Raw genomic sequence first — 25,006 nt, forward strand, 5'->3', positions numbered from 1 at the left:
TAAAACTATTGATGGATAATACAATTAAAACTACAGGAAAACCTCTTCAAATTGGTCAAAATAAAACTTTCAGAACGATAAGTTCACATGTAAATGTGATTCGTAAAGAGATCTTCATTGCTTATATAATCTTTACCGTCCTTTCCATAATATTACTTTCGGTGTATACCAAAGGTGATTTGCACTTGATATTAAATCAATATAATTCCACTTTTTTTGATTGGTTTTTTAAGTATACTACTCATTTGGGAGATGGAGTAATGTTTGGAGTACTTGTGGTAATCTTCTTTTTTATCAATAAAAGAATGTCACTTGTCTTTGGTATTGGAGGTGTATTAACTTTATTAGTGACTCATTTTTTTAAAAAAGTAATATTTAGAGGTATTCCTAGACCAGCAGAATTTTTGGGTATAGAAAACCTACATATTATTGATGGTGTAAAAATGGCTTTTTGGAACTCTTTTCCTTCTGGCCACACCATGACAGCATTTGTGATTTTCGGGATTTTATGTATTTATTTTAGAAAATGTATTTCTCAATATCTATGGATGTTATTAGCAATAATTGCAGGAATTTCTCGAGTATATTTATCTCAACATTTTTGGGCCGATATTTTTGTTGGATCAGTTTTAGGAATCATAATTGCATTTGTTAGTATGAGTCTTTTTTTTCCAGAACGTAAGAAGATTCATTAATGGAGCTAACTTACAAAAGACGTGTTTACATTCTTATTCTGTTCAGTGCTTTCCTAAAACTTTTTCTTGGAAGTAATTTAGAATTTGGAAACGATGAAGTGTATTACTGGTTATATGCTAAATATCCAGATATAAGTCATTTTGATCATCCTCCAATGGTTGGTTTTTTTATTCAGCTTTTTACACTAAACTTAACTTTGGATTCTGAGGTATTCATTCGGTTAGCGACTATTATTCCATCTGCAATAAGTGTATATATTATATTTTTAATAGGTAATTTTTTAAAAAGTGAAAAAGCAGGATTTATTGCAAGTTTACTATACAGTATTAGTATTTATGGTTTTATTATAGCTGGTACATTTATACTTCCTGATGCTCCATTAGTATTATTTTGGTTATTAAGTTTCTATTTTTTTATCCAAACAATACCTTTTGATCCGAATCCAAAATTTACTACTAAAATACTGTTAGCTTTTTTATTTGCTGGATTAGCTATTTACTCAAAATATCAAGCTGTTTATTTGTTGTTAGGTATTGTATTATTTGTTTTAATAAAGAATAGAAGATGGTTAAGAAGTTCGGTTTTTTATATCGGATTTATATTTCCTTTATTAGCAATAGGATTGATTTTTTATTGGAATTATTCTAACGATTTTATTAGTTATAAGTTCCATGGAGGTAGAGTTTCATTTTTTAGTTTTATGTTCAATAAAAATTCTTTTACCAGAGAAGTTTTAGGGCAAATTCTTTATAATAATCCTTACATTGTAATTATGTTGATTGTAATGTTTGTTGAAATTAAAAGAAAGCAATTTAAAATTAATACTAATATTACAACACTCTTTCTTTTTTGTGCTTTACCATTAATATTTACAATTATTTATTTATCAATTTCAAGAAACACTTTACCGCATTGGTCTGGAATTGCTTATCTAACACTAATTCCTCTATTAGGAGTTTATCTGTCTGAAAACAAAAAGAGAATTGTTCGTAAACTAGAAATTGGAGTATTAGCCTTTTCTTTTCTTTTAGTTACAGCTGTTTTCATTATAAATAAAGGATGGTTTTTACCAGTAGATACTGAAGAGCAAAAAGAGAGATTAGGTAGAAAGAATGCTATTTTAGATATGTATGGATGGAAACAAGCCTCACAAAAAATATCGGATATATTGAAAGAAGAAAAACTAACTCACTTAGGGATAATTTCAAATCGTTGGTATCCAGCAGCTCATGTAGATTATTACATAGCAAGACCAAATAATATGAATGTTTACGGAGTTGGTAGTTTAAATGATATTCACAAGTATTATTGGATTAACTCAACTCATCCTGAAGTTACTAGTGAAGTTTTATATATAACAGATAGTAGAAATTTTAAAGCTCCAAACGATTTGTTTGCTAAAAAGTATCATACATTTAATTTAATAAAGACAATTCCTATTGAAAGGAATAGAGAAGTAGTGAAGTACGTTTTTCTTTATAAACTAACTAAGGGGTAGCTTTATAGCTTTCGCAATAGTATATCCAGAATTTTCTAACTTTTTTTCCATTTATTGAAATAATAATAGGATCTAATTCTGTACATTTTTCGAAATAAGGATTCACTTGATTAAAGATATGTCCTTTTTTGTCTTCGTTTTTAAAACGTTTATCTGAGTCAATAAAAAATGCATTTTGTCCATTTAAGATGGTTAAATCATCACCTAAAAAATCAAAATGAAGCGCTCGTAAACCGATAACGTTCTGGGCATAAACTTTGTCTTCCATAAAGAAATTTAACGCAGCTGTAGTTTTATAGCCATCATCAGAAAAAACAAACGAGTTTGGATGTTCTTTTTGTAATTCTTCAATTTCTGTTGCTAATTCTTTCCAACCTACCCAAGTATCATCACTTTTAATTGGCACTAAATAAAATAGAATTTGAAGACTTACCAATACATGAATTACTGCAGAAACAATAACTTGATAACGAACCCATTTTTTGGTAATAAAGATACTCGCTAATATAATTCCAGTGATGTAAGATGGCATCATCCAATTCAACTTTACCCAATATATTGGAGTTAAGGAGAAAAATCCTAAAAATGTTGGTACGAAGAAGGCGAGTAAGAATAAGATTTTACTACTTGGTAATTTAAATTTGGTAACGAATCTTTTGATGTATTTAAAAGTAAATACTAGAAAAGTTCCGAAAAGTATTGGTAGCAATAATAAAGATTGATGCCCAATTGCACCGAAAAAATATTTTGGAGAAAATTTAAATTTTGAAATATTATCTGTTCTACCTGAAGATTGAAATAGAAATGAAGCGAATTCATTTTCATAATTCCAAAGCCAAACAGGAACAGTAAATATAACAGCTACAATTAGCGAAATATACAACCATGGAGATAGTAATAATTTTCTGTGCTTAGAACAGAATAAAGTAAAAGCTAACAATCCTATGGGTAATAAAATAGCCGTGTATTTGCTGTCAAAAGCTAAACCCATAGCTATTCCAGCATAGATCCAAGAGGCTTTTTTATTTTCAAAAATTGCTCGGTATAAGAATAGTACACTCAATGTCCAGAATAATAATAAAGGAACATCTGGAGTAGAGTTAAAAGATAAAATCGAAATAAAGAATGTTGAAGCTATTAAAACTATAGCAGATTTCAATCTTTCTTTAGATAAAAAGCATTCGGCTAATTTGTAAAAACTAAGTAATGTTAATGAGGTAATTACGAAATCAGTAAGCTTTACAACAAAAATGGTTTTACCAAATACAATGGTAAATATTCGTAATAAATAACCTATCATTCCGGGATGATCAAAATAACACCAAGAAAAATTCTCACCATAAAAGTGATAATAGGCATCTTGGGGCATTAATCCCATGAAAGGTAAAAGTATAAAGCGAAAACATTGAAAACCTAGAACAATACTTAAAGCTGGATACTTTTGAATAAGCTTTTTAATACTATTCATCTAGTAGGTCAGGCCTAATTTCTCTGGTACGTTCATAGGCCTTTTCTGAACGCCATTCTTCTATCTTAGGAAAATTTCCTGATAATAAAACATCAGGAACTTTCATGCCTTCATATTCCGAAGGTCTAGTATATACTGGTGGAGATAGTAAATTATCTTGAAAAGAATCGGTTAAGGCAGAAGTTTCATCTCCCAACACTCCAGGAATTAAGCGAATTACAGCATCACATAAAACGGCTGCTGCTAATTCTCCTCCTGTTAATACATAATCTCCAATTGATATTTCTTTGGTAATATATTTATCTCTTACTCGTTGGTCAACACCTTTGTAATGACCAGTAAGTATCATAATATTTTCCTTCAAAGATAGGGTATTTGCGGTAGCTTGATTTAAAGTAGGAGCATCAGGTGTCATGTAAATAATTTCGTCATAGTTCCTTTCAGCTAATAATCCTTCAATACACTTTGCAATTGGTTCTATCATTAGAACCATTCCAGCACCACCACCAAATTGGTAATCATCAATTTGACGATAGTTTCCTTGTCCAAATTCTCTTAAGTTATGAAAGTGTACTTCAGCTAAACCTTTATCGATAGCTCTTTTCATCATTGAGTTTTGAAAAGGGCTTTTAATTAAATCAGGTTCAACAGTAATTATATCTACGCGCATTTTGCAAAAGTAGTGTTTTTAACTAAAAAATGTTAAAATCCTTTAACATCTCCCATACTTAATTCTCCGTTGTTGCCAAATCTGTGCATTTTTGGTAATAATGTTCCACTTTCTGTAGTGATCCAATCTTCCCAAGTTGCAGGAACTCCTTCCATTTTCATACTGGGAACATACATTTTGTAGCTTTTTGGAACATAATTTTCATCCAACAACCATAAGTACGAATCTCCAGGGGTTGTTCCACCCGTAGTATATTTAACTAAAAGAGCTTCTTTTCCATCTTCAATTTTTATTGCTCTTAAAATTCCAGATTCAAAAAGTTTATGCGGAGCTACTAACCAAAAACTGTCATTATTAAAATAGTCTTCTGCTTTTTTAATGATCGTTTTATCTTTACTGTCAGAAAGTTTATCATTAAAATAGATGGTACTTTTTTCTAAGTTATTCGGATGAAGTATCACTTTAGTGGTATCCCATTTTACTTCTGCAATATGTTCTTTCTTATTCCATTTGAAAAAGCGTCTTCCTCCAAAACTCCATTCGATAGTATTAGTTGTTTTATAAGATTCGTGTTTAATTGCTTTTAAAATTTTAGAAGCTAAAGCATCAGCAAAAGGAGTAGAAGCTTTAGGATCTCCCATATCAATTGATAAATCGAATAAGTTGGTATTGTGTTTTGTCGGTAATTTAAATCCAGCTTTGGTTTCTTTCCAATCACTCCATGAAGCTTCAATTCCACCAATAGGAATTATGCTTGTCCACATTTTATAGGCAGTTGGGAAATTGTTTTCATCTAAAATCCATAAATAAGAATCTCCTGGAGTTGAACCACCAGTAGTATAGGTAACTAATAAAGCGTCTTTATCTTCGTGCTTTACAATACTTCTTTCCACGCCACTATCCATTACTTTGTATGGAGCGATCAACCAAAAACTATCGTTGTTAAAAAACGATTGTGCTTTTTGGATTAATTCTGAGTTTTCTACTTTTTCGCCATTTACAAAAACTTCACTTTGTTCAGGCGCATTTGTATTTAGTATAACTTTATTTTCTTTCCAATTAACTTCAACTTTTCCTTGTTGCTTATACCATTTGTAAAAATTAGTTCCTCTGAACGACCATTCAATCACTTCGGCATTTTCAAAAGCCTCATGATTTAAAGCAGCTAACATTTTTTGAGCTAGTTGTTCTGCTTTTTCTCCTTTTTCACCAGTTGGTAAAGATTCATTTTTGCTGAAAATTGTAACTAGGAATACAACGATAAGGAGTACTAACGCAACTCCAATTATTTTAAAAAACTTCTTCATTTTGATTCGTTTAGTTGAGGATTAAATTTTTAATACCAGTTGAAAGTTTAGCGGCAGCTTCTGGATAATTTCTAAACCATAATTCAGGTTCAATTAATTCCAGCTCAGCAATTGCTAATTTATTGTTATTATCGGTAAAAACATCTACTCGAGCATACATTGGTTTTTCAGAACAAGCATTTACAGCTTTTTCAGCAAAAGCAATTTCTTCAGGAGTAGGTGAGTAGTCTTGAACAGAACCTCCAAAATCATCCTGAACTCTAAAATCTCCAGGTTTTGCAATTTTTAGAACAGCATGTGTGAATTCTCCGTTCATAATCATTAAAGAGATTTCTCCTTTTTCTACAATATTGTGTTGAAAAGGTTGAATGATATATGCTTCGTCAGAAACTAAATCTTTAAAAAGAGATTCATGTGCTGCAATAGTTTCAGGGTTTATTTTATAGGTATGTCTTCCACCGCCAGAAACACATGGTTTAAGTACGAAACTATTAAGGTTGTATTGATTTGCTAATTCTTGTAAAGTTGATGATTCTCCTTTTTCTATGAAATAAGATTCACATACATGGACACCATTTTGTTGTAAATCTAATAAGTAGTGTTTATCTAAATTCCAGCGAATAATAGCTTCAGAGTTTATGAGTTTAGTTTGTTTACTGACTTTTTCTAACCAATCAGAAAACTCATCGAAACGATCGAAATAATCCCAAGTAGTTCTGAATAAAATATAGTTCGTATTCGACCAATCGAAGTTTGGATCATCCCAAGACAAACGAGCCACTTTTAAGCCATCCTTTTCTAATGCTTTTTTCACCAAGTCATCTTCTAACAATACATTGGCGATATATTTATCTACATCAGAAGGATTTACATATCTTCTTTCAGTAAGAATTACAACATCAAATTTTTCCATGTTGTAAATCTACTGTTTTAATTTCATTATTTTCAATTAGAGGAAAAGGAAAATTAGGGTAAAAAAGAAGGTTTCAAATTCTAATTGAAATTGCATAAAATACTTTAAAATTAGTACTGCTCAAATTGTTAATCTCCCTAATGTTTATCGAAGGTTGTTAAAGTTATTGATTTTAACATTTAATAACTTTTTTTTCACATTTAATAAAACAAATTGATGTAATTTTGCTTCGTATTATTTGAGTTAGTACCTCCCATACAAACAGCTCTAGTTTCTAGAGCTGTTTTGATTTTTAAAACTCAAGTATGTCTTGAATGAATTACTTAAATTTATTGTAGTGATGTTGAATATGTTTTGGAATATCTATAGTTAATGGATATCCATTATCCGGAATAGGTTTTTCTAGTTTTTGTTTTACAGGAATTACACCAGCCCAATATGGTAATTCATAATCTTCGGGTTCATCATTTACACCTTCAGCTCGAATCTTAGCAGAAGCAGAAGTTATTGTAAATTCAACTACTATAGTTCTATCCAGTTCTTTTTGATGCATCGGGCGTAAAGTATCCCAGTGATCTTCGATCATATGATCCACAATATCTTTTAATAGTTCAGTTTTACTATGATCATCAGTAATTTCTTTAAGTTCACCAAACAATGTAGCTGAACGATAATTCACCGAATGATGTAAACCAGAACGCGCTATAACTAAACCATCTAAATGCATAACATTTATTGAAGTTTTGCCACTTTCTAAAACTGCTCTTAACATTCGATTTGCAGTTGATCCATGTAAATATATTTTATCTCCTTTTCTGGCATATGCCATCGGAATACTAATGGGATAACCATCATAAATATATCCTACTTGAGCAATAAAACCTGCATCTAAAATTTCATTTATCGTTTCTTTGTCATATACAGCTCTATTTGCTCCGCGCTTTAAGCGATTCAGTTTTGTTTTTTCGAATTCTGCCATTTTTTTTAAATTGAAATTGTTGTTGGATTGTGATCTATTTTAAAATTGCACGAGTTTGCGATAAAGCACATTTTATTCGCTTCTTCATGCAGTTCATTCGCAAGGTTTATTTTAGTTTGATCAGTTATTGTTACCTTAGGATGAAGGGTAACATTGGTGAATTTCCCACTACCATCTTTCGACTCTTCCATAATTCCAGTTACATTATCAATATATTCAGTAACAATAATATTATTCACAGAACATAGGTGTAAATACCAGAGCATATGACAAGAAGATAATGACGAAATAAAGAGGTCTTCAGGATTGTATCTTGTTTTATCACCTAAGAATGAAGGATCACTAGAACCTTTAATTATATCCTGCTTTTCAAGAATTTTTATTTCATGATTCCTGTTGTATTCATTGTACTTTGAGGTTCCAGAACCTTCGTTCCCTGTCCAAGTAATCTGTGCTTTATAATTATGCTTTTTCATCGAATAGTTTTTTAGCTAGAATTGGGTTTTCGTATCCTTGTTTGCTTATTTTAAAAGATATACTTCCTACTTCTTCAAAATCGTTTTTCAGGTAGAAGTTAATTGCTTTTGTATTTTTAATATATACTGATAACCACATTACTTCAAAATTCAACTCTTTAGCCTTTTCAACGGTTTGGTTCAACAAATCAATTCCGAATTTTTGAGATATGAACTCATCTAATACATAAATACGTTCTAATCGGCAACTACGTTCATTAGGAATAAAAGGAGAGGTTGCATTTAAAATTAACTTTGCGTAACCCACAGGAAAATGGTTCTTGTAAATAATAAAATAAACATTGTTCGAATCATTTACTTCTTTTTGAGTTGTTTCAAATGAAAATGCTTTATCTAAATACTCGTTTAAATTGGTTTTATCTTCTATATAGTCTCCATGAGATTCTCTAAACGTTACACGTCCTAATAATGCTAATAATTCTGTATCAGCTGGTGTAGCAAGTTTTATGTTATGTTGGGTCATTTTAAATACTTATAAATCGTAAACTTCCTTGTGAATTGGATATTCCATATACTTAGCAGTCTTTTCTATAATTTCCTTACCGTGTAATTTGTTGATGATATGAAAAGATAAATCGATACCAGCAGAAATTCCTCCAGATGTATATGTTTTCTCGTTAGATTGAGTAAATCTTTTTTCTTTAATTGGAATACCAGAAGGGACAAGTTTATTTAAATCGTCATAAACTAAATGATGGGTGCAATAAGGTCGGTTTTCTAAGACTCCAATTTTTGCTAAAAATCGGGTTCCAGAACAAATACTCATGGTAATTTCAGTTTCTAAGTGTTTGTTTGCAATCCATTGAATAATTTCAGAATCAGTTATAGCTTGATTAGTTCCATTTCCGCCAGCTAAAATTAAAATATCGACCTTAGGACAATCGGTAAAATCATATGTTGGATTAACGGATAAACCATTAACAGCTCGAACAGGTTGTTTTGTTTTAGCAACCGTAAATAAATCAAATAATTCAAAGTTGTTTAGTTCTGAAGTAACCGAAAAAACTTCGAAAGGTCCTGCAAAGTCTAAAACTTCTGCGTCATCGAAAATAAAAATACCTACGTTTTTTTTCATCTCTGTTTATTATAAATATCTCTCTTTAATAATTTCTTTATGCCAAATATCATGTCCTGGAATTACAAAGGCTGCTGCTCGCGCAGATATTGCGTTGCCATTTGCATTTCCGATATAACATAAATCTTCTGTCGAAATTGAATTCAGAAAATTAATGGAATGTTCTCTATTAATAGTAAATTCATTAATTAAATTTTCAATAGATTTTTGATTTGCACCGGATGGATTTATGTATATATTTTGATCAAATCCACTCAAAGGTGTTATATCTCTTCTTGCAATTCTGAAACAACGGTTCATAAAAATACGTTCCGTATCAATAAGATGTTGAAAAATCTCTTTAACAGACCATTTTTCATTTTGATATCGGTATTCTAATTTGTTTTCAGGAATTGATGAAAAGAAACGAATTGTATTTTTCTTTCCCTCTAAGAAGCTTTGCAACAAACTCATGTCTTGTGGTAGTTTGTCGATATATCTCTTATAATAAATGTCAAATTCGTTTTGATCTAAGTTTGTTGTATTCATTATCAGCTCAATTTATGATCTAAAATTACTACATTTATGGACTATTGCGTTAGTCCAGAATTTATAAAACAGATAGTCCAGATGTTTCCTTTTAAAACTTCTCTTTTTTTAGATAGATCATGCGCTCAGCCATTGTATGTTCAGTTATCAAATCAAATCATACAATTGATAAAAGATCAAAAATTACCATCCAAAACTAAGTTGCCTGGAACTAGAGCTTTATCGGAAGATTTAGGAGTACATCGAAAAACGGTAGTTGCTTGCTATGAGGAATTATTATTACAAGGTTGGGTGGAAAGTATTCCTAAAAAAGGAACGTTTGTTAATAGTAGTTTACCTGATTTTGTACCTCTTGATTTTGTTAAAGAAGATAGGAGTTTTAAAAATGAAAGAGGTTTTAGCTTTTATTCGAATGAATTTTTAAATCGTAAAATAAATAAGCAGAATGAAAATGTAATGTACGTTAATGATGGAATTTCTGATACTCGTCTGACTCCAGTAAATGAAATTGCAAGAACCTACAGAAGAATAGCAAATAGAGCGTCCATTTTTCAACATTTATCCTATGGATCAACGTTTGGAAATGAGAAATTAAGAGAAGTATTAGCAGAATATTTAAACACAACTAGGGGTTTACATATTACAAAAGAGAATATTCTAATAACCAGAGGAAGCCAAAATGGAATTTATTTAAGTTCTCAATTACTTTTAAAAAAAGGAGATGTAATTGTTGTGGGTAAAACCAATTATATCTCTGCAGATTTAACGTTTTTACATGCGAATGCAGTTATTGAAAGAGTTGCGGTAGATGAATGCGGTTTGGTTATGGAAGAGTTGGAGAGATTGTGTAAAAAGAAATCTATTAAAGCAGTGTATGTTACTTCTCATCATCATCATCCTTCTACAGTTACAATGTCTGCTGAACGGAGAATTCATTTGTTGAATTTGGCAAAGAAGTATGGTTTTGCAATTTTAGAAGACGATTACGATTATGATTTTAATTATAATCACGCTCCAATTTTACCGTTAGCAAGTCATGATACTAATGGAAATGTGGTTTACATTGGATCAGTTTGTAAAACAGTTGCTCCAGTGTTTAGAGTTGGGTATTTAATTGCGAATCCTGAATTCATAAATGAAGCTGCTAATTTAAGGAGAATTGTGGATAGGCAAGGAGATGCCTTATTAGAGTTAACTTTTGCTGATTTTATTCAGTCAGGAGAATTGGATAGTCATATTCGAAAAGTTATAAAAGTTTACAAGGCTAGGAGAGACTTGTTTTGTGAATTATTATCAAATGAATTAAGTAATTTTTTCGAGTTTGAAATCCCTAAAGGAGGAATGGCAGTTTGGTTGCATTTAAAAGAACCATATCAATGGAAAGCTGTTGCAAAAACAGGAAGAAAACATAAACTTGAAATCGGCGATTATGAACGTTATGATTCTGCTAATACTAACCATAATTGTATACGTGTAGGATTCGCAAGTTTCAATGAAATTGAAATAAAAGAGTTTATTGTAAGATTAAAACTTACAATGAGAAATTTGGAAAAAGACGTCTAAATTTTTTAGGTAATTCTTTAGTGAATTTCATTTCTTCCTTAGTTGAAGGATGCACAAAATTTAATGATGTTGCATGTAAATACAAGCCGTTTCCATAAGAAATGAGATTCTCAATATAATATTCTTTGTCACCTAAAATTGGGTTTCCTATTCCATGTAAATGTTTTCTTAATTGGTGACGTCTTCCAGTTTTAGGATTGAGCTCTACTAAATTTAGGAATTTATATTTCTTCGATGGAATACGTTGTAAAACTTTAAATTCAGATTTAGATTCTTTTTCATCTACTGGAATATCTATGAGACCAGAATTATTCATTTGACCAATAGTTATGGCATGATAGGTTTTTGAAATATTTTTTTCCTCAAATAACTTAGATAAATAATGAGTTGTTTCGTTTGTTTTACTAATGAGGAGTAACCCACTTGTTGGATAATCTAATCGATGTACAGCTCTTGGTATTACGGCGTCTTTTAAAGAACTAATTTTAAGGTTTTGTTCTAAAGCGTTATTAATAGTAGCAAAAGAATTTCCACTTACCACAATACCCGAAGGTTTAAAAATCACAGCTAAAAAATCATCTTCATAAACTACTTCTAAAGGAAAAATAAATTGCTTATCAGTAGCTTTAATTTCTTCTTGATACAATTCAATAGTTTCTCCACCAACTATATATAATGCGGTTGAAGCTACTTTTCCATTTACTAGTACTAACCCTTTTTTAATTGCTTTTTTTATTCCTGATTTTGTTGGGTTTGTACTGAAAATACCAACGGCGTATTCTTGTAATCTAATAGGAGTTTCTTGAAGAGGTGATATGTGTTTTTCCTTTAGTTTCACTGTTGATTTCATTATGAAGCAAAACTACTTAAAAGTAATTTAGTAGTAGAAAAATTTAATTGAGACAATTCTGTACTAAAAATGTAAGCTTTTATACTTGTTAATATTACGGTTATAGATTTTTTATAAACTCATATTGTACTTGTTGTTAACTTACCATTACTAACTAAATAAACGAAATATGGAAGTTAACGAAACAGTTAAAAGTATTCCAGCAGGATGGATAGGAGGCTTTGCAACATCAAACCCAGCATTTGCATATCCAAATCCAGATTTAACATCATTACCAATGCCAGATAATATGTTAAACATAGATAAATTGGACCGTCAACAAGCGGTAAAATGGCCAGAATTTAGCTGGGAAACACAAAAAGGAGAACCAGATCCGAAACGATGTTATCAGATGTTTGCACCTGATATTTCCAGAATTGGGTATACAAATACAGGAAGAGTGTATTCTATCATCTGTCCGCAACAAGGAATTACTTCTCCATTATTAGGAACACTAAATGTTGAGGTTACTGTAACTGGAACTCGAGGATGGGTAAATGAAAGTAATAAAGAATTAGCTGCTGAAATGGGTGTTGTTGGTAAAATTTGGTTTAGTCCACCAAAAGGAAATGAAGGAGTTATTCTTAAAGGAATCCAAGAGTTGATATGGAATAAATTACAGAATAGTGATTTCCCTTTTCCATTCAATAAATCTCAGGCAATTATGGTTACAACTCACAAAAAGGGAGATCCAAGTCAACCTGTTTTTCCAGTTAGAAAAGGGCAGAGTACGGGATTCCCAATACCAGATTTTGCTAAGCATGAAGATGTTGCTTGGACTGTTGGAAATCTTGAAGTGGAGATAGGACCAATTGTTAAAACAGGATATCCGTTAGTTGATACATTTAATCAATTAGTTATGGATGTTTTTAATTTAGGTTCAGGAAATATGCTACAAAAATCAAATGTGCTTACATGGAATGTTTGGTTTACAGAACCAGAACTTGTAGATAAAAATGAATGGGCAAGTCATGCATGGAGATGGAGGAAATCTATTGATGCAGATCATGGTTCTCCCGATGGTCCAGGTACCGCTGCGAGATATTATGATGGAACACCTTTTAAACCAGATTTTAATGCTATTAAAAAAGAAGAAGAATCAAAGCTTTTTGAATTTTTGAAGCAATTGGAAGGAGACGAAAAAGACAAAATTGTATCGTTATTAAAAGAGATTTGATTCTGTGTTTTTGATCCATATGTTTTTATGCTAAAAAAATCATCTTTTATGCCAATTAAAGTAGCACTCATAGAAATTAAAATATAAAAGAAGGTATTTGAGAGTAATTTAGATTTAGAAATAATGAATTCAGATTCATTTAATTATCAAACTTTATAATCATCTATCATGAAAATTATTACACATACAATTTTTACTCTCATAACTTTTATTAGTGTTATTTGTATTGGGAAAATGCATGCACAATCTGTAAAAAGTATATATCCAACTTCTGGTTCCTTGAATGGTCAAACTAAAGTAGTTATAAAAGGAAGCGGCTTTACATCTAAAAAATTAGAGAGTGTGATTTTCGGAGCAGTGGGTATTCCTGTTACAACAAATAATGTCAAGTCTGATTCAATAATAGAAGTTTTAACCCCAGCAGTGAATAAGGCACAGTCAGTTAATGTTGAAGTTGTATTTAATGGATTGACATGTGAAAACAAACCATTTTTTAATTATGAAAAGCCAGTAATCACATCATTTTTTCCAATTTCAACTTCTACTAAGGGAAAAGAGGTCATTACTATTAAAGGGAAATATTTTTCAGGAGCAAGTTATGTCAAATTTGGTAAAGCGGGTAACACTCCATTAAAAGTGACGGATACTTTAATAACAGTAAAAAATCCTCCTCATATAGAAGGTGAAGTTGAAGTTGCAGTTGAAGTTCAAACAAATTTGGGCGTAGCTCCTTCTATGTTTGGATATTGGAATAAACCACCATTAAACACATATAATTTAAAACTTGAAAGTTTAATAGGTTTAGGTTCTGATTATAAGGTATATGTTTTAGGATATAGTACAGGTTCACAGAAAATTCTTACTCCGAATAAAAAGAAACAAGGAGTATTTACTAAAGTTACAGAAAAAACAGGATACGTTAAATCTTATGAACTAGGTACAGATATTACCAGTATTGAATTAAGTAATTTGAACCCAATTGTTGGAGCTAGAATTTATTTTTTTGTCGCGAATACTACGAAAACATATAAAGATAATTCAGGAAAAACTGGTAATGGTAACTTAGGGTTTTCTTACAGCGGTTATGGTTCAGCTGTTCAACAGGTAGGGAATCCACCACAATCTGATTTTCCTCAGTATAGTTATATTGAACCTACCTTTGAATCTGGTCAGGGTTTATTTATAGATGTTTCTTTGGTAGACGGATTTTTCTTCCCTCTTTCATTATTAGCAGAAGATAAAAAAGGTAATGAATTGGGTAGAGTAGGTCAAACCGAGGGAATTAGTGCAGAAGAAGTTTCTAATGCTTATAAACCATTTATGAAAAAATATAAAAATTCAAGTGGATATGATGATTTATCTTATAAAGCAGATAAGAACTTGACAGTATTATTAAATCCAGGATTATATCTAGCTAAAAATACCAGTTCTTTAGAAACAGTGTTTGATGATGCACTAAAATCATTATTTATGGATAAGACTTTAAATATGAATATTTGGCAAAAAGATAAAGACGGAACTCCGTATTATTTTAATGTAAAGCCAAAATTAGGAGTTACTTTTCCTGGAACTACAAATACACACGATGCTTTAGAGTTTACGGCACCGGGATTATCTGAAAGCTTATATGTTTTCAATCCTAAAGGGTTTTCAGTCGTTTCTTATGAAGATACTCAAACCAAAAAAAGATTACCAATTAAAGGTACTATTGCGAATAGTATACTAACATTCAATACTCCATTACCGAGTTCAGTTGGTATTCTTAAAGGAATGTATGTAAGTAATGCTAGTTGTAAACCCAATACCTCAGTTACGATTTCTAAAGTCAATACAAATACATCTGGAGAAATTGTTTCTGTAAATATTGACACGGGATCAAAATGTGCTTCAACAAGTAAACAATTTAAGTTTTCAAAAGCACCAAAAAACTATTATCAATCATCTGGTCAAATGACTTTTGCAGGAAGTGGTTTATTTGCTGATGGAGGAATTAGATATCCTAATAATGCGAATCTACAAGTCATTTTAAATGGTTTAGAAAATCAATTAAGTACTGCTTTGAATAGAGGAGTAGCTATTACAAAAGCTGTTGGAACTGAAAAAGGGAGAACAACTACTTTATGGGGAAAAGAAACGAGTTGGTATCCATCAGGAACAACGCAAAACTTATTCTCCTATTTTATGCATACAGCAACGGTAAAAGGGAAAAATATCTTTTCATTACCAGCTAACGCAGCTAAATCAGCAAGAGGAGCTAAAATGGCGCAAGCATATGGATTCTCTTATGATGAAAACCCTATTGAGTTCAAAAGAACAAATCAACCTCCTGTACCTTCAGAATTTACAGGAACGTATCCAAACGGTACAACACAATTAAAATTGGTGCTAGGTCCTTGGAAAACTAAAAAGACAAATAAGTAAGGCGAAAACCACTATAAATAAAGAACCAGCTACTTATAAATGCAAAAAAGTAGATTCGGTTCTTTATTGTTTTTTAATGTGGGATTCAATCATAAAAAAAACGAGGTTAAAATTATTTTAACCTCGTTTTATATTTACAATATAAGTTTAAACCATTGATTTATTACAATATGTTGCCTTTTCAAAATCTCTAATGTTAATTGAAATAATTGGAACATCAGGAAACATCTTTTTTAGCGCAGAAACAATACTCTCTGAAAGTGCTTTTTTCTGTTCAATTGTTCTTCCTTCCATAATGTTAGCAAAAACGTGCATAAAATCCTCCTGAGTATTTCCTACAGTATAATATTCAAAAGGATTGATTCTTACTTTGATATCTCCTTTAGCAAATAAGTTACTAGAATCTGCTGTATCATAAACTTTTTGAATGATTTCTTCAGGTTTTTTAAGGTTTATGATATTCTTTGAACAATCAATTACAAAGTGTGGCATATGGTTTTATTAAATAATTATTTTTCGTTTTGATATCCTTTCGGTCTCTTCGAACGAATAGGAGCTTTCGGTTCTGGTTTTAATTGGAATTCATTACCTTTTAATAAGCGTAAAGCTTCTTGAACAGCTCTTTCTAATTGTGGATCATTTCCATTTGAAACCTGTTTAGGATGTTGGATAACTTCTATATCTGGAGCAACACCTTCACCTTCAACAGCCCATTCTCCGTTCACATCGAAAAATCCACCACGAGGAGCTACCATTCTTCCACCATCAATGAATCTTGGAGTATCCCAAGTTCCAACTAATCCACCCCAAGTACGAGTTCCTACTAAAGGACCAATTTTTTTGAATTTGAACATATATGGAAGTAAATCTCCTCCAGATCCTGCACGCTCATTAATAATCATAACTTTAGGCCCCCAAATTCCCGCCATTGGAGTAGTCCATGGTCTACGATCATTTGCTTTACTATTAAAATATCCCATTAAATCACGTGACATAATATCAATCATATAATCAGCAGCAGAACCACCACCGTTATTTCTTTCATCGATAACAGCACCTTTTTTCTCTTGTTGAGAGAAATAATAGCGATTAAAAGAAGTAAAACCAGCTCCTGAAGTATTTGGCACATACACATAAGCTAATTTTCCGCTAGATAATTCATCTACTTTTCTTCTATTTCCTTCAACCCAATCAACAGTTCTTAAAAAACGTTCACTGAATGTTGGTTTTACTAAAATAGATTTAGCTCCATCTTCGCTAGGTTTAGAATTTACTTTGATATAAATTTCACGTCCAGCAGTTTGCTCTAACAATTGATAAGGATTCATATCACTTGTTAGTTTAATTCCATTTATTTCTATTAAATAATCACCCTTATTTACATTGATTCCTGGTAATCCTAGAGGAGCAGAAAGATTTGGGTTCCAACGTTCTCCTTTGTAGATTTTGGAAAAGCGATATAATCCTTTATGCTGTTCTAAATCACAACCTAATAATCCTACAGGAACTCTATCTAGTCTAGGAGTATCTCCACCAGAAACATAAGAATGTCCGATAGCAACTTCACCACTCATAATATCAACTACATAGTTTAAGTCTGTACGATGTCTTACATGATCAATCCATGGAGCATACCATTTGTACACGTCATCCCAAGGCGCGCCATGAACGTTATCTACGTATAAAAAGTCGCGCATATATCTCCATCCTTCTTTGAAAATCTGATGAGCTTCAGCTTTAGGATCGACTTTAATTTTAAGATTGGTTTTTAATTTTCCTTTAGGTCCTTTTACTGGAGCTTTTGTACTTACGATACTCCAGCTTCCACTTTTATAAATTAAAACAGAATTTCGATCTTCCGTAGTAACCATTCCTCCAATTCCTTTTGCAAATTCTGTAGCTTTCTCTTTAGTGACGTCATAGGTATGAACCGTAATACCTCTTGTGTTTGGTACAGACTCACCGATAAAAACTTTATTTTTTGGACCTTTTACCAACGAAACGTAATTTCTAGCAGGTAATTTTAAGGCAACAGCTCTGTCAAAAATCCCGTTTTCTTCAATAGTTACCGTAACTTTTTTACTATCCTTTTTAGCAGATTTCTTTCCGTCTTTTTTATCCTTTGCATCTTTTTTAGATGAAGATTTTTCTTTTTTTACTTCTTCTTCATCTGTTTTTGGAAGGTTAGGAGCATTATCTTTAGAGTTTAGTACAACAGCATATAAACTTCTAGAAACGCTAGGATCATATGAACTCATATCTAACCATCCAGATTGTAAACCGTAATCGGTACTAGCTAAAGTATAAATATATTTACCAGAAGCATCCCAAACTGGAGTTATCGCATCGGCGATAGGATCTGTAATTTGAATTTTTTTCTTCGTACTTAATTGATATGCAAAAATCGATTTAAAATGACTGTCGTTCTGTTTTGCGTATGCAATCCAATCACTATCAGGAGACCATTGCGGATTCATTGATCGATTCGGGTGTGCGTAACGATCTGTATCAACTTTAGTTGTTTTTTTAGTTTCAATATTAATAATCCAAATATTAAAGTCAGTATCAGTATACGCAATATGCTTTCCATCAGGAGACCAATCTGGTCTGAAATAGAAGGTAGGATTTGGTAATGAAATGTATTCTTGGTTATTACCATTTTGGTCTGCTAAAACCATTTCGTATTCTCCATTTTTATCCGAGAACCAAGCAACTTTATCACCTTTTGGAGACCAAATAGGAGAACGATCAGCAACTCCAGGAGAATTTGTTAAGTTTCTCCATGTACCATTCTCCTTCGGAATTGTGAAAATCTCTCCTCTGTATTCGAAAATTGCTCGCTTTCCTTTAGGGGAAACATTCGGATTTGTTAAGTTTCTAGCAGAAACATTCATCCAACGAGTTCTAGAGTAATTTAAATCTCCTTTTACATTAATTGGAATTTGTCGTGTTGCTTTAGTTTCTGGATTTAAAAAGTGAATATATCCACCTTGTTCATACACAATACCGTTTGAATTCGCATCTAAACTTTTCACATCAAATTTCTTATGAAAAGTAATTTGACGTTCTTGTTTCGTATTCATATCGTAAGACCAAATATTACTTGTGTAATCTCTTTCCGATAAATAATATACAATTCCTTTATGCCAAACAGGATCTAAGTGTCTTTCTTTGTCCTTTTGTGGAGTAGTTTGTAATTCTTTAGTCTTTAAATTCACTATCCAAATTGGCATTGCTTGTCCACCACGATAATTTCTCCATTCCGCGTCCCAACTTGTAATTGGTGTATAGGCAACATATTTTCCATTAGCTGAAATTTCACCATAAGCTGCTCTAGGAATTCCAAGAGCTTTTGGCATTCCACCATTAGGAGAAATAGTGAAAAATTTATTCGTTTGAGTAGGTCTTGCTTCTCTACCAGAACGGAAAATGATTTTATTATCGGGAGTCCAGCCTTGTACAAAATCTCCAGAAGGATGATAAGTTAGTCTTTTTGGTTCACCACCCTCAGAAGGAATAACAAATACATCTGTGTTTCCGTCATATTGAGCAGTAAAAGCAATCATTTTACCATCATTAGAAAAATGAGGGTTTGATTCATATCCATCATCACTTGTTAAGCGAATGGCATCTCCTCCGTTTAGTGATGCTTTCCATAAGTCATTAGCATAAACAAAAACAACTTCGTTTTGAGATAATGTGGGTTGTCTTAATAGTCGTGTTCCTTGTGCAATTGTAGTAAATGTAATACACAATGCGAACACGAAAGATATTTTTTTCATGATCTATTATTTGGTTAATTATCTAGAAAATAAAGTTAACCAAAAAGAAAAATCTAAAACCTAAAGGATATGTTAAAGCAATGAGCTAATTGTTAAAAATGCAACTAGGTTGTTTTAATAAATAATTACTTAGCAAAAAGTTGACTCATATCTTTGAAGGCTTTAAACTCTAATGCATTATTTTCAGGATCATTAAAAAACATAGTAGCCTGTTCTCCGACTTTTCCTTTAAAACGAATTGTTGGCTCAATTATAAATTTAGTTTCAACATTTTTGAGTTTTTCAGCAAGTTTAGTCCAATCTTCCCAAGTTAAAACAACTCCAAAATGTGGAACAGGAACATCATGTCCGTCTACAGGGTTAGTTATAGCATCGGTAGGAGAGAAGTTATCTTTTTGATGAATAACCAATTGATGTCCGAAGAAATTAAAATCTACCCAATGGTCGGAACTTCTTCCTTCTTCACATTCAAGGATATCTCTATAAAATGTTCTACATTTTTCTAAGTCTTGAACAGGAATTGCTAGATGAAAAGGCTGTACCATAATGAGCTATTTAAAATTGATTAGTACTCAAAAATAGGAAACTTATGGTGAATTGAATTTTATTATTAAATATTAAACAAGTTCTGTTAATCGGTAAAATTTGTGCCTATAGATTTAGGAAAGATCCAGAGAAAATATAAAAGGAAACAAGTACTAATTCACCAATGAATACGCCCATAAACATGTATTTGAAAGGCATTTTTATAATTCCAGCGACATAGCATATGATATCAGTTGGTACTAATGGAAAGAAAGACCATCCTAATACTAAATATGTAGCTTTAGAACTTTGTAGTTTGCTCTCCCATTTTTTTACTTTTTCCGGATATTTTTTTTCTAAGTATTCACTAAAACCTAGGAGGTCTGAAAAATAATATAATGAAGTTGCGGATAGCATGATTCCTAGCATTGAGATGACTAAGACTAGAAATAAATTATCAGGAAACAATAAAGCTCCAACAATAACAAAAGGAGTACTAGGAATTAGGAAAAATCCTCTTACTAAGGAGATTAATATGTAAACAATTAAAATATGTCCTTTATATGAGCTGATCCAGTTTTTAATGTAATCAACTGACAATATTTCAGGGTTTTTAATGTAGGAGTATAAAAAATAGATCAATAATACTCCCCAAAGTATATAAAAGATCTTTTTTCCTGTCTTTAACATAGGTTTTCAACTAAAGGTTAATTATGCAATTTTAATTTCGATTTCTTCGATTTACAAGATAGACGATTAGCAGAAAAAAATGTTACGTATATGTTATTTATTTTTAGCGATTAAATATGAAATACACTTGTAACTAGTTTTATATAAGTGGATTAAAACATGATTTATTGATTCGTAGCTACGTTCACGGCAGTTCCAGTAACTGAAACAACTAATACTGTTGAGCTAGAAACAGTTTCCACATCTACTTTAATTCCAACTATTGCATTGGCACCTAAAGCTTTGGCGTTTTCCTTTAATTTTTGAAAAGCTTCTTCTTTAATTGTAGCCAAACCCAATGAATATGCTTCATAATATTTTTTCATGCTAAACATATCCTTAAATGCCATTTTTTTACCATTATGATTAAAGGAAGAACCATAAGAAATTCCTGTAACGATTCCTTGATATTCTAAAATTCTAAACCCTTCTATTGAGTTTGTTGTAGTTAAAACCATTGTCTATTTTATTTATAAGTAGTAATTTTTATTAGGTTGTTACATGTTGAGCAACAAATCTAATTAATTTCGAATTAAAAAAAATGACATAGTAGTTCGTTAAGATCTTAAATAACCAAGTTCAGTTAACTGTTCAGGAGATTGTATTTCTTGTAAATATCCATCTTTGAGAAATAGAATATTGTCTGAAATCTTTATGACATTTCTATAATCATGATCTGTAAGCACTATACCTTTTTTCTTTTTCATTTCTCTGAGTAAATCCATTATTTGATTTCTAACAATTGGGCTAACGCCATTGAAAGGTTCATCTAATAGAATAAATTGAGCTTTAGAGTATAAAATCAGTGCGATTTCAACAATTCTTTTTTCACCTCCAGATAAAACTTCATTAGTTTTATCCAGTAAAGGTTGGATGTGCTCATTTTTTAGAATCTCTTTTTGCTGAGATTTTTCCAAAAATAATCGGATTAGTTTTTTGATTTTAATATGATTAGGAAGAAAATTTTCTTGAGGTAAATAGTTAATAAGGTTTTTAGCATCCGTAACTGTTTTAACTACTTTAGTACCAACTTTTACAAAACTATATTCAGCCTTTTCTACACCAAAAATTATTTTTAAAAGAGTTGATTTCCCACTACCATTTCTTCCAACTAATCCTTTAATTTCTCCTTTAGTGCATGAAAGAAATACATCGCTGAGAATTAGATTATTTCCATAAAATTTTCGAACACTATCTACATGGAGTTTACTCATGAAAAAATAAAAATTAGAAAATTAGTACAAGAGATGAGAGCCGTTACCATCCATAACTTTTTTCGAGAAATTCCTAAATTAAAATAGTAATAATATTCGTTTTTATGTTGAAGATGATAATAGTAAAAATGATTAAAAGGAAGAATCAAAAACAGGATTAAGGCAATTATTTTTATTGGATTGGGAGTGAATATTCCTCCTAAAAAGGCAATTGAAAAAGAAGTGATAAAGAACTTGCTTTGAAATAATATGATGTTTTTTAATACTCTCACACGGCAATATAGAGAAACTCTAAAGTTGATTCTTCTTTTTAAGAAACTATAACGTGTAGTTGGGAAAGTTTTAGGAAACTAGTCTTAACTATTTCCTACAAATTTTAAAGAGAAATACTCAATGAACTTAACAATTACGTATGAAATGATATTAGAGCAAATAGATAGTATAAAAAACACGGAATAAGGTTCTTCAAATATGGGGAATATATTTCTAGGGTCTTTATATATGTATTTGAATAGAAATAAATTTGGTAGGAATAATAGAGATGACAAAACTACATAAAGTAAAGAATTAACTTTTCTACGTTTGGTGAAGAAGTATTTAAAAAATACAATTATTAAAAGTGTAGGTAAATTAATATATGAAATTAATGCCCAGAACAATAAAATCGCTGTTGTGTCATAGAAAATGATTGTATACAATAAGGCAAATGTGATAGTTAAAGTTAAACTGTATAATGTTATTTTAAAACTCTCATCTTTCATCTTAAAACCCGGCTGCTGTATCATCACCCCTGTGATCTGCTCCACCTTCTAATTTTCCATTTGGTAAAACTAAAATAGCATCAACTTTTCCAATTACAGGAGAATTAGTCTCATCGATAATATAACCCAAATCTTTTAATTGTTGTTTTACAGATTCATCAAAACTATTTGGTTCCATTCTAATTACATCTGGTAGCCATTGATGGTGAAAGCGTGGTTGATTAACAGCTTCTTGCATTCCCATATTATATTCATGTACATTCAGAATTGTTTGTAAAACAGAAGTGATTATCGTTGAACCACCTGGAGTTCCAACTACCATGAAAAGCTTACCTTCTTTTTCAACAATAGTTGGGGTCATTGAACTTAACATACGCTTTCCAGGTTCAATTTTATTAGCTTCTGCACCTACTAAACCAAACATATTTGGTTCTCCTGGTTTACTACTAAAGTCATCCATTTCATTGTTTAAAAAGAATCCTAATTCTGGAGCATATAACTTTGAACCATAGGCTCCATTTATGGTAGTAGTAACGGAAACAGCGTTACCAAAGTGATCTACGATAGAGTAGTGAGTAGTTTCGTCGCTTTCAACAAATTCCACCTTACCATGAGATACATCATCTGAAGAGGTAGGTTTTTCAAATGAAAAATCCTTCATTCTTTCTTTTGAATATTCTTTACTGATCAATTTTGCCTGTGGAATTTCAACAAAATCAGGATCTCCAAGAAAATGACTTCTATCAGCATAAGCTCTTCGCTCAGCTTCTGTTAACACTTGAATATATTCTGTTGAATTATGTTTGTATTGTTCAATTTTATAAGGTTCGATACCATTCATGATTTGCGCTAAACAAACACCACCACTTGATGGAGGAGCCATTGAAATAACTTTTAAATCATCATAAGTAAATACAACAGGAGTTCTCCATTTTGCTTCGTAATTTGCTAAATCTTCCTCTGTTATAATTCCTCCATTATCTTGAAGAAACTGAGCCAATTTTTTAGCGGTTTCTCCTTTATAGAATTCATCTCTACCATTTTTCTGAATTCTTGTTAATGTTTCAGCTAAAGCAGAATATCTTATGGTATCACCTTCTTTCCAGTTGTTATCTAATAAAATTGTATTCCTATTTGCTTTTCTAAAATTAGGCGTATGTTTTTCTAAGCGTTTTTGTTGTTTTTTGGTAACAATTACACCTTGCTTTGCTAAATCAATTACTGGTTGTATAATTTCTTCTATAGGTAGTGTTCCAAACTTTTTGTGAGCTTCAAAAACTCCTGCTACAGTTCCAGGAACACCAACAGCCATAGCTCCTAATGTGCTTTTACCTTTAATTACATTACCCAGAGAATCAAGATACATGTCTTTTGTTGCGTTCATTGGAGCTTTCTCTCTGTAATCTAATGCTCCAATTTCTCCGTTATTCATACGATATATCATGAAACCACCACCACCAATATTTCCTGCATATGGATAAGCAACGGCCAGCGCTAATTCTGTAGCAGCCATTGCATCGATAGCATTTCCACCTTTTTTTAAAATGTCGGATCCTATTTTTGAAGCCTCTTTTCTGGCAGAAACTACCATTGCTTTTTCAGTAATTAAACCTATTTCAGGTTGTTTTTTACAATTGGTTAATAAGAAAAGTGTAATTAAGATTAGTAGTTGGTAATGCTTCATAGTTTATCTATTTCTATAGAAACGAAGTTTATGAGTTCAAACATAAATGCTTGAAAATCGTTTTCAAATTCTTTGTAGTATAATTCTAAATCTTCACTGGCTAGGTTCATTTTAGATTTCCCTTGAGTTCTTCTATTCATTCCATTTAAAACATCTTGAATTCCTTCAGTGAATTTATAATTGTATAACCAATTATATTTAATCATATAAGGCAATAACTCTTTGGTTTTATCAGGAAGAATTTCAATTTGACTTTGAAGATATCGGTAAATACTATTGGTATAAATATCTAATGGAATTTGAGAATATTGATCCCAGTTTTTTGCCAAAAAATGATCATAAAAAATGTCGATAATAACACCGTCATAATGACCATAGCGTTCGTGCAATCGACGTTTACTAATTCGAACTATTTCATTCGCATCAGTAAAGGTGTCAATATTTCTATGCAAATAAATTCCTTTCTGAATATCTTCAGGAAGATGTTTAAATTTATTTCCTCTTACATGATCGGCAATAAAATTACCAAGCATTATATGGGGATTATTAGGAGATAAATATAAATGAGCCAGAAAATTCATCGTATAAATG

Annotated in this window: 23 protein-coding genes; 5 read left to right on the plus strand and 18 right to left on the minus strand. The window is 31.3% G+C overall.

Annotation, left to right across the window (positions count from 1 at the left end; translation table 11 throughout):
• Window positions 1-11: 11 nt before the first annotated feature.
• Window positions 12-695 (plus strand): phosphatase PAP2 family protein, encoded by a 684-nt coding sequence (locus ABNT61_RS00665; RefSeq protein WP_348744434.1) that lies wholly within the window; start codon window positions 12-14, stop codon window positions 693-695.
• Window positions 695-2,194 (plus strand): glycosyltransferase family 39 protein, encoded by a 1,500-nt coding sequence (locus ABNT61_RS00670; RefSeq protein ID WP_348744435.1) that lies wholly within the window; start codon window positions 695-697, stop codon window positions 2,192-2,194. Before ABNT61_RS00665 ends, ABNT61_RS00670 begins: the two co-directional genes overlap by 1 nt.
• On the opposite strand, the gene ABNT61_RS00675 is transcribed toward ABNT61_RS00670, so the two are convergent.
• The 9 genes from ABNT61_RS00675 to ABNT61_RS00715 all read right to left on the minus strand — a co-directional run bounded on the left by ABNT61_RS00675 (window position 2,184) and on the right by ABNT61_RS00715 (window position 9,670).
• The gene (locus tag ABNT61_RS00675; protein WP_348744436.1) at window positions 2,184-3,662 is read right to left on the minus strand and encodes a glycosyltransferase family 39 protein; all 1,479 of its coding nucleotides are present in this window, start codon (window positions 3,660-3,662) and stop codon (window positions 2,184-2,186) included. The two genes, ABNT61_RS00670 and ABNT61_RS00675, sit on opposite strands and share 11 nt — an antisense overlap.
• Window positions 3,655-4,332, minus strand: a complete 678-nt coding sequence (gene trmD, locus ABNT61_RS00680) for a tRNA (guanosine(37)-N1)-methyltransferase TrmD (RefSeq protein WP_348711358.1) — start codon at window positions 4,330-4,332, stop codon at window positions 3,655-3,657. The genes ABNT61_RS00675 and trmD overlap by 8 nt, the downstream gene beginning before the upstream one ends.
• 32 nt (window positions 4,333-4,364) lie before the next feature.
• On the minus strand, window positions 4,365-5,639 hold the full coding sequence (locus ABNT61_RS00685) for a hypothetical protein (RefSeq protein ID WP_348744437.1): 1,275 nt from the start codon (window positions 5,637-5,639) through the stop codon (window positions 4,365-4,367).
• 10 nt (window positions 5,640-5,649) lie between these two features.
• A complete protein-coding gene (locus tag ABNT61_RS00690) occupies window positions 5,650-6,552 on the minus strand; it encodes a hypothetical protein (protein ID WP_348744438.1) in 903 nt (300 codons plus the stop codon).
• Window positions 6,553-6,871: 319 nt separating this feature from the next.
• Entirely contained in the window at window positions 6,872-7,531 is a 660-nt protein-coding gene (locus tag ABNT61_RS00695) for a pyridoxamine 5'-phosphate oxidase family protein (protein ID WP_348744439.1), read from the minus strand.
• Between the two features lie 5 nt (window positions 7,532-7,536).
• Window positions 7,537-8,007, minus strand: coding sequence for an OsmC family protein (locus ABNT61_RS00700; protein ID WP_348726074.1), 471 nt, complete (start codon window positions 8,005-8,007; stop codon window positions 7,537-7,539).
• A complete protein-coding gene (locus ABNT61_RS00705) occupies window positions 7,994-8,530 on the minus strand; it encodes a GNAT family N-acetyltransferase (protein WP_348744440.1) in 537 nt (178 codons plus the stop codon). Before ABNT61_RS00705 ends, ABNT61_RS00700 begins: the two co-directional genes overlap by 14 nt.
• Window positions 8,531-8,539: 9 nt before the next feature.
• A complete protein-coding gene (locus ABNT61_RS00710; RefSeq protein ID WP_348744441.1) occupies window positions 8,540-9,142 on the minus strand; it encodes a DJ-1/PfpI family protein in 603 nt (200 codons plus the stop codon).
• 9 nt (window positions 9,143-9,151) lie between these two features.
• Window positions 9,152-9,670 (minus strand): DinB family protein, encoded by a 519-nt coding sequence (locus ABNT61_RS00715; protein WP_348744442.1) that lies wholly within the window; start codon window positions 9,668-9,670, stop codon window positions 9,152-9,154.
• An 81-nt stretch (window positions 9,671-9,751) separates the two neighbouring features.
• On the opposite strand from ABNT61_RS00715, the gene ABNT61_RS00720 reads away from it, so the two are divergent.
• Window positions 9,752-11,233 (plus strand): PLP-dependent aminotransferase family protein, encoded by a 1,482-nt coding sequence (locus ABNT61_RS00720; RefSeq protein WP_348744443.1) that lies wholly within the window; start codon window positions 9,752-9,754, stop codon window positions 11,231-11,233.
• Here the strand turns inward: ABNT61_RS00720 and ABNT61_RS00725 are convergent.
• Window positions 11,202-12,083: an RluA family pseudouridine synthase gene (locus ABNT61_RS00725; protein WP_348744444.1), complete on the minus strand. Its 882-nt coding sequence runs from the start codon at window positions 12,081-12,083 to the stop codon at window positions 11,202-11,204. The genes ABNT61_RS00720 and ABNT61_RS00725 overlap by 32 nt on opposite strands.
• 169 nt (window positions 12,084-12,252) lie before the next feature.
• Between ABNT61_RS00725 and ABNT61_RS00730 the strand changes: the two genes are divergently transcribed.
• Both ABNT61_RS00730 and ABNT61_RS00735 read left to right on the plus strand, forming a co-directional pair.
• Window positions 12,253-13,299 (plus strand): hypothetical protein, encoded by a 1,047-nt coding sequence (locus ABNT61_RS00730; RefSeq protein ID WP_348744445.1) that lies wholly within the window; start codon window positions 12,253-12,255, stop codon window positions 13,297-13,299.
• 168 nt (window positions 13,300-13,467) lie between these two features.
• The gene (locus tag ABNT61_RS00735) at window positions 13,468-15,720 is read left to right on the plus strand and encodes an IPT/TIG domain-containing protein (protein WP_348744446.1); all 2,253 of its coding nucleotides are present in this window, start codon (window positions 13,468-13,470) and stop codon (window positions 15,718-15,720) included.
• 147 nt (window positions 15,721-15,867) lie between these two features.
• Here ABNT61_RS00735 and ABNT61_RS00740 read toward each other — a convergent pair whose 3' ends face one another.
• From ABNT61_RS00740 to ABNT61_RS00775, 8 genes are all read right to left on the minus strand, one after another.
• A complete protein-coding gene (locus ABNT61_RS00740) occupies window positions 15,868-16,212 on the minus strand; it encodes a 5-carboxymethyl-2-hydroxymuconate Delta-isomerase (RefSeq protein WP_348744447.1) in 345 nt (114 codons plus the stop codon).
• Between the two features lie 17 nt (window positions 16,213-16,229).
• Window positions 16,230-19,502 (minus strand): PDZ domain-containing protein, encoded by a 3,273-nt coding sequence (locus ABNT61_RS00745; protein ID WP_348744448.1) that lies wholly within the window; start codon window positions 19,500-19,502, stop codon window positions 16,230-16,232.
• Window positions 19,503-19,627: 125 nt separating this feature from the next.
• Window positions 19,628-20,047: a VOC family protein gene (locus ABNT61_RS00750; RefSeq protein WP_348744449.1), complete on the minus strand. Its 420-nt coding sequence runs from the start codon at window positions 20,045-20,047 to the stop codon at window positions 19,628-19,630.
• 106 nt (window positions 20,048-20,153) lie between these two features.
• Window positions 20,154-20,717, minus strand: coding sequence for a TVP38/TMEM64 family protein (locus tag ABNT61_RS00755; protein ID WP_348744450.1), 564 nt, complete (start codon window positions 20,715-20,717; stop codon window positions 20,154-20,156).
• Window positions 20,718-20,881: 164 nt separating this feature from the next.
• Window positions 20,882-21,214 (minus strand): heavy metal-binding domain-containing protein, encoded by a 333-nt coding sequence (locus ABNT61_RS00760; protein ID WP_348711377.1) that lies wholly within the window; start codon window positions 21,212-21,214, stop codon window positions 20,882-20,884.
• Between the two features lie 99 nt (window positions 21,215-21,313).
• Complete coding sequence (locus tag ABNT61_RS00765; protein ID WP_348744451.1) at window positions 21,314-21,970, minus strand: ATP-binding cassette domain-containing protein; 657 nt, start codon at window positions 21,968-21,970, stop codon at window positions 21,314-21,316.
• Between the two features lie 762 nt (window positions 21,971-22,732).
• Window positions 22,733-24,415 (minus strand): gamma-glutamyltransferase, encoded by a 1,683-nt coding sequence (gene ggt / locus ABNT61_RS00770; RefSeq protein ID WP_348744452.1) that lies wholly within the window; start codon window positions 24,413-24,415, stop codon window positions 22,733-22,735.
• Window positions 24,412-24,948 (minus strand): ACP phosphodiesterase, encoded by a 537-nt coding sequence (locus tag ABNT61_RS00775; RefSeq protein ID WP_412766926.1) that lies wholly within the window; start codon window positions 24,946-24,948, stop codon window positions 24,412-24,414. The genes ggt and ABNT61_RS00775 overlap by 4 nt, the downstream gene beginning before the upstream one ends.
• Window positions 24,949-25,006 lie beyond the last annotated feature (58 nt).

This window comes from Tenacibaculum sp. 190524A05c (assembly GCF_964036595.1).
GTDB classification, from domain to species: Bacteria; Bacteroidota; Bacteroidia; order Flavobacteriales; family Flavobacteriaceae; genus Polaribacter; species Polaribacter platacis.

Excerpts from the sequence above, each read along its gene's own strand:
- ABNT61_RS00665 (WP_348744434.1), top strand. The coding sequence starts at position 12 with ATGGATAATACAATTAAAACTACAGGAAAACCTCTTCAAATTGGTCAA.
- ABNT61_RS00670 (WP_348744435.1), top strand. The coding sequence starts at position 695 with ATGGAGCTAACTTACAAAAGACGTGTTTACATTCTTATTCTGTTCAGT.
- ABNT61_RS00675 (WP_348744436.1), bottom strand. The coding sequence starts at position 3,662 with ATGAATAGTATTAAAAAGCTTATTCAAAAGTATCCAGCTTTAAGTATT.
- trmD (WP_348711358.1), bottom strand. The coding sequence starts at position 4,332 with ATGCGCGTAGATATAATTACTGTTGAACCTGATTTAATTAAAAGCCCT.
- ABNT61_RS00685 (WP_348744437.1), bottom strand. The coding sequence starts at position 5,639 with ATGAAGAAGTTTTTTAAAATAATTGGAGTTGCGTTAGTACTCCTTATC.
- ABNT61_RS00690 (WP_348744438.1), bottom strand. The coding sequence starts at position 6,552 with ATGGAAAAATTTGATGTTGTAATTCTTACTGAAAGAAGATATGTAAAT.
- ABNT61_RS00695 (WP_348744439.1), bottom strand. The coding sequence starts at position 7,531 with ATGGCAGAATTCGAAAAAACAAAACTGAATCGCTTAAAGCGCGGAGCA.
- ABNT61_RS00700 (WP_348726074.1), bottom strand. The coding sequence starts at position 8,007 with ATGAAAAAGCATAATTATAAAGCACAGATTACTTGGACAGGGAACGAA.
- ABNT61_RS00705 (WP_348744440.1), bottom strand. The coding sequence starts at position 8,530 with ATGACCCAACATAACATAAAACTTGCTACACCAGCTGATACAGAATTA.
- ABNT61_RS00710 (WP_348744441.1), bottom strand. The coding sequence starts at position 9,142 with ATGAAAAAAAACGTAGGTATTTTTATTTTCGATGACGCAGAAGTTTTA.
- ABNT61_RS00715 (WP_348744442.1), bottom strand. The coding sequence starts at position 9,670 with ATGAATACAACAAACTTAGATCAAAACGAATTTGACATTTATTATAAG.
- ABNT61_RS00720 (WP_348744443.1), top strand. The coding sequence starts at position 9,752 with ATGTTTCCTTTTAAAACTTCTCTTTTTTTAGATAGATCATGCGCTCAG.
- ABNT61_RS00725 (WP_348744444.1), bottom strand. The coding sequence starts at position 12,083 with ATGAAATCAACAGTGAAACTAAAGGAAAAACACATATCACCTCTTCAA.
- ABNT61_RS00730 (WP_348744445.1), top strand. The coding sequence starts at position 12,253 with ATGGAAGTTAACGAAACAGTTAAAAGTATTCCAGCAGGATGGATAGGA.
- ABNT61_RS00735 (WP_348744446.1), top strand. The coding sequence starts at position 13,468 with ATGAAAATTATTACACATACAATTTTTACTCTCATAACTTTTATTAGT.
- ABNT61_RS00740 (WP_348744447.1), bottom strand. The coding sequence starts at position 16,212 with ATGCCACACTTTGTAATTGATTGTTCAAAGAATATCATAAACCTTAAA.
- ABNT61_RS00745 (WP_348744448.1), bottom strand. The coding sequence starts at position 19,502 with ATGAAAAAAATATCTTTCGTGTTCGCATTGTGTATTACATTTACTACA.
- ABNT61_RS00750 (WP_348744449.1), bottom strand. The coding sequence starts at position 20,047 with ATGGTACAGCCTTTTCATCTAGCAATTCCTGTTCAAGACTTAGAAAAA.
- ABNT61_RS00755 (WP_348744450.1), bottom strand. The coding sequence starts at position 20,717 with ATGTTAAAGACAGGAAAAAAGATCTTTTATATACTTTGGGGAGTATTA.
- ABNT61_RS00760 (WP_348711377.1), bottom strand. The coding sequence starts at position 21,214 with ATGGTTTTAACTACAACAAACTCAATAGAAGGGTTTAGAATTTTAGAA.
- ABNT61_RS00765 (WP_348744451.1), bottom strand. The coding sequence starts at position 21,970 with ATGAGTAAACTCCATGTAGATAGTGTTCGAAAATTTTATGGAAATAAT.
- ggt (WP_348744452.1), bottom strand. The coding sequence starts at position 24,415 with ATGAAGCATTACCAACTACTAATCTTAATTACACTTTTCTTATTAACC.
- ABNT61_RS00775 (WP_412766926.1), bottom strand. The coding sequence starts at position 24,948 with ATGCTTGGTAATTTTATTGCCGATCATGTAAGAGGAAATAAATTTAAA.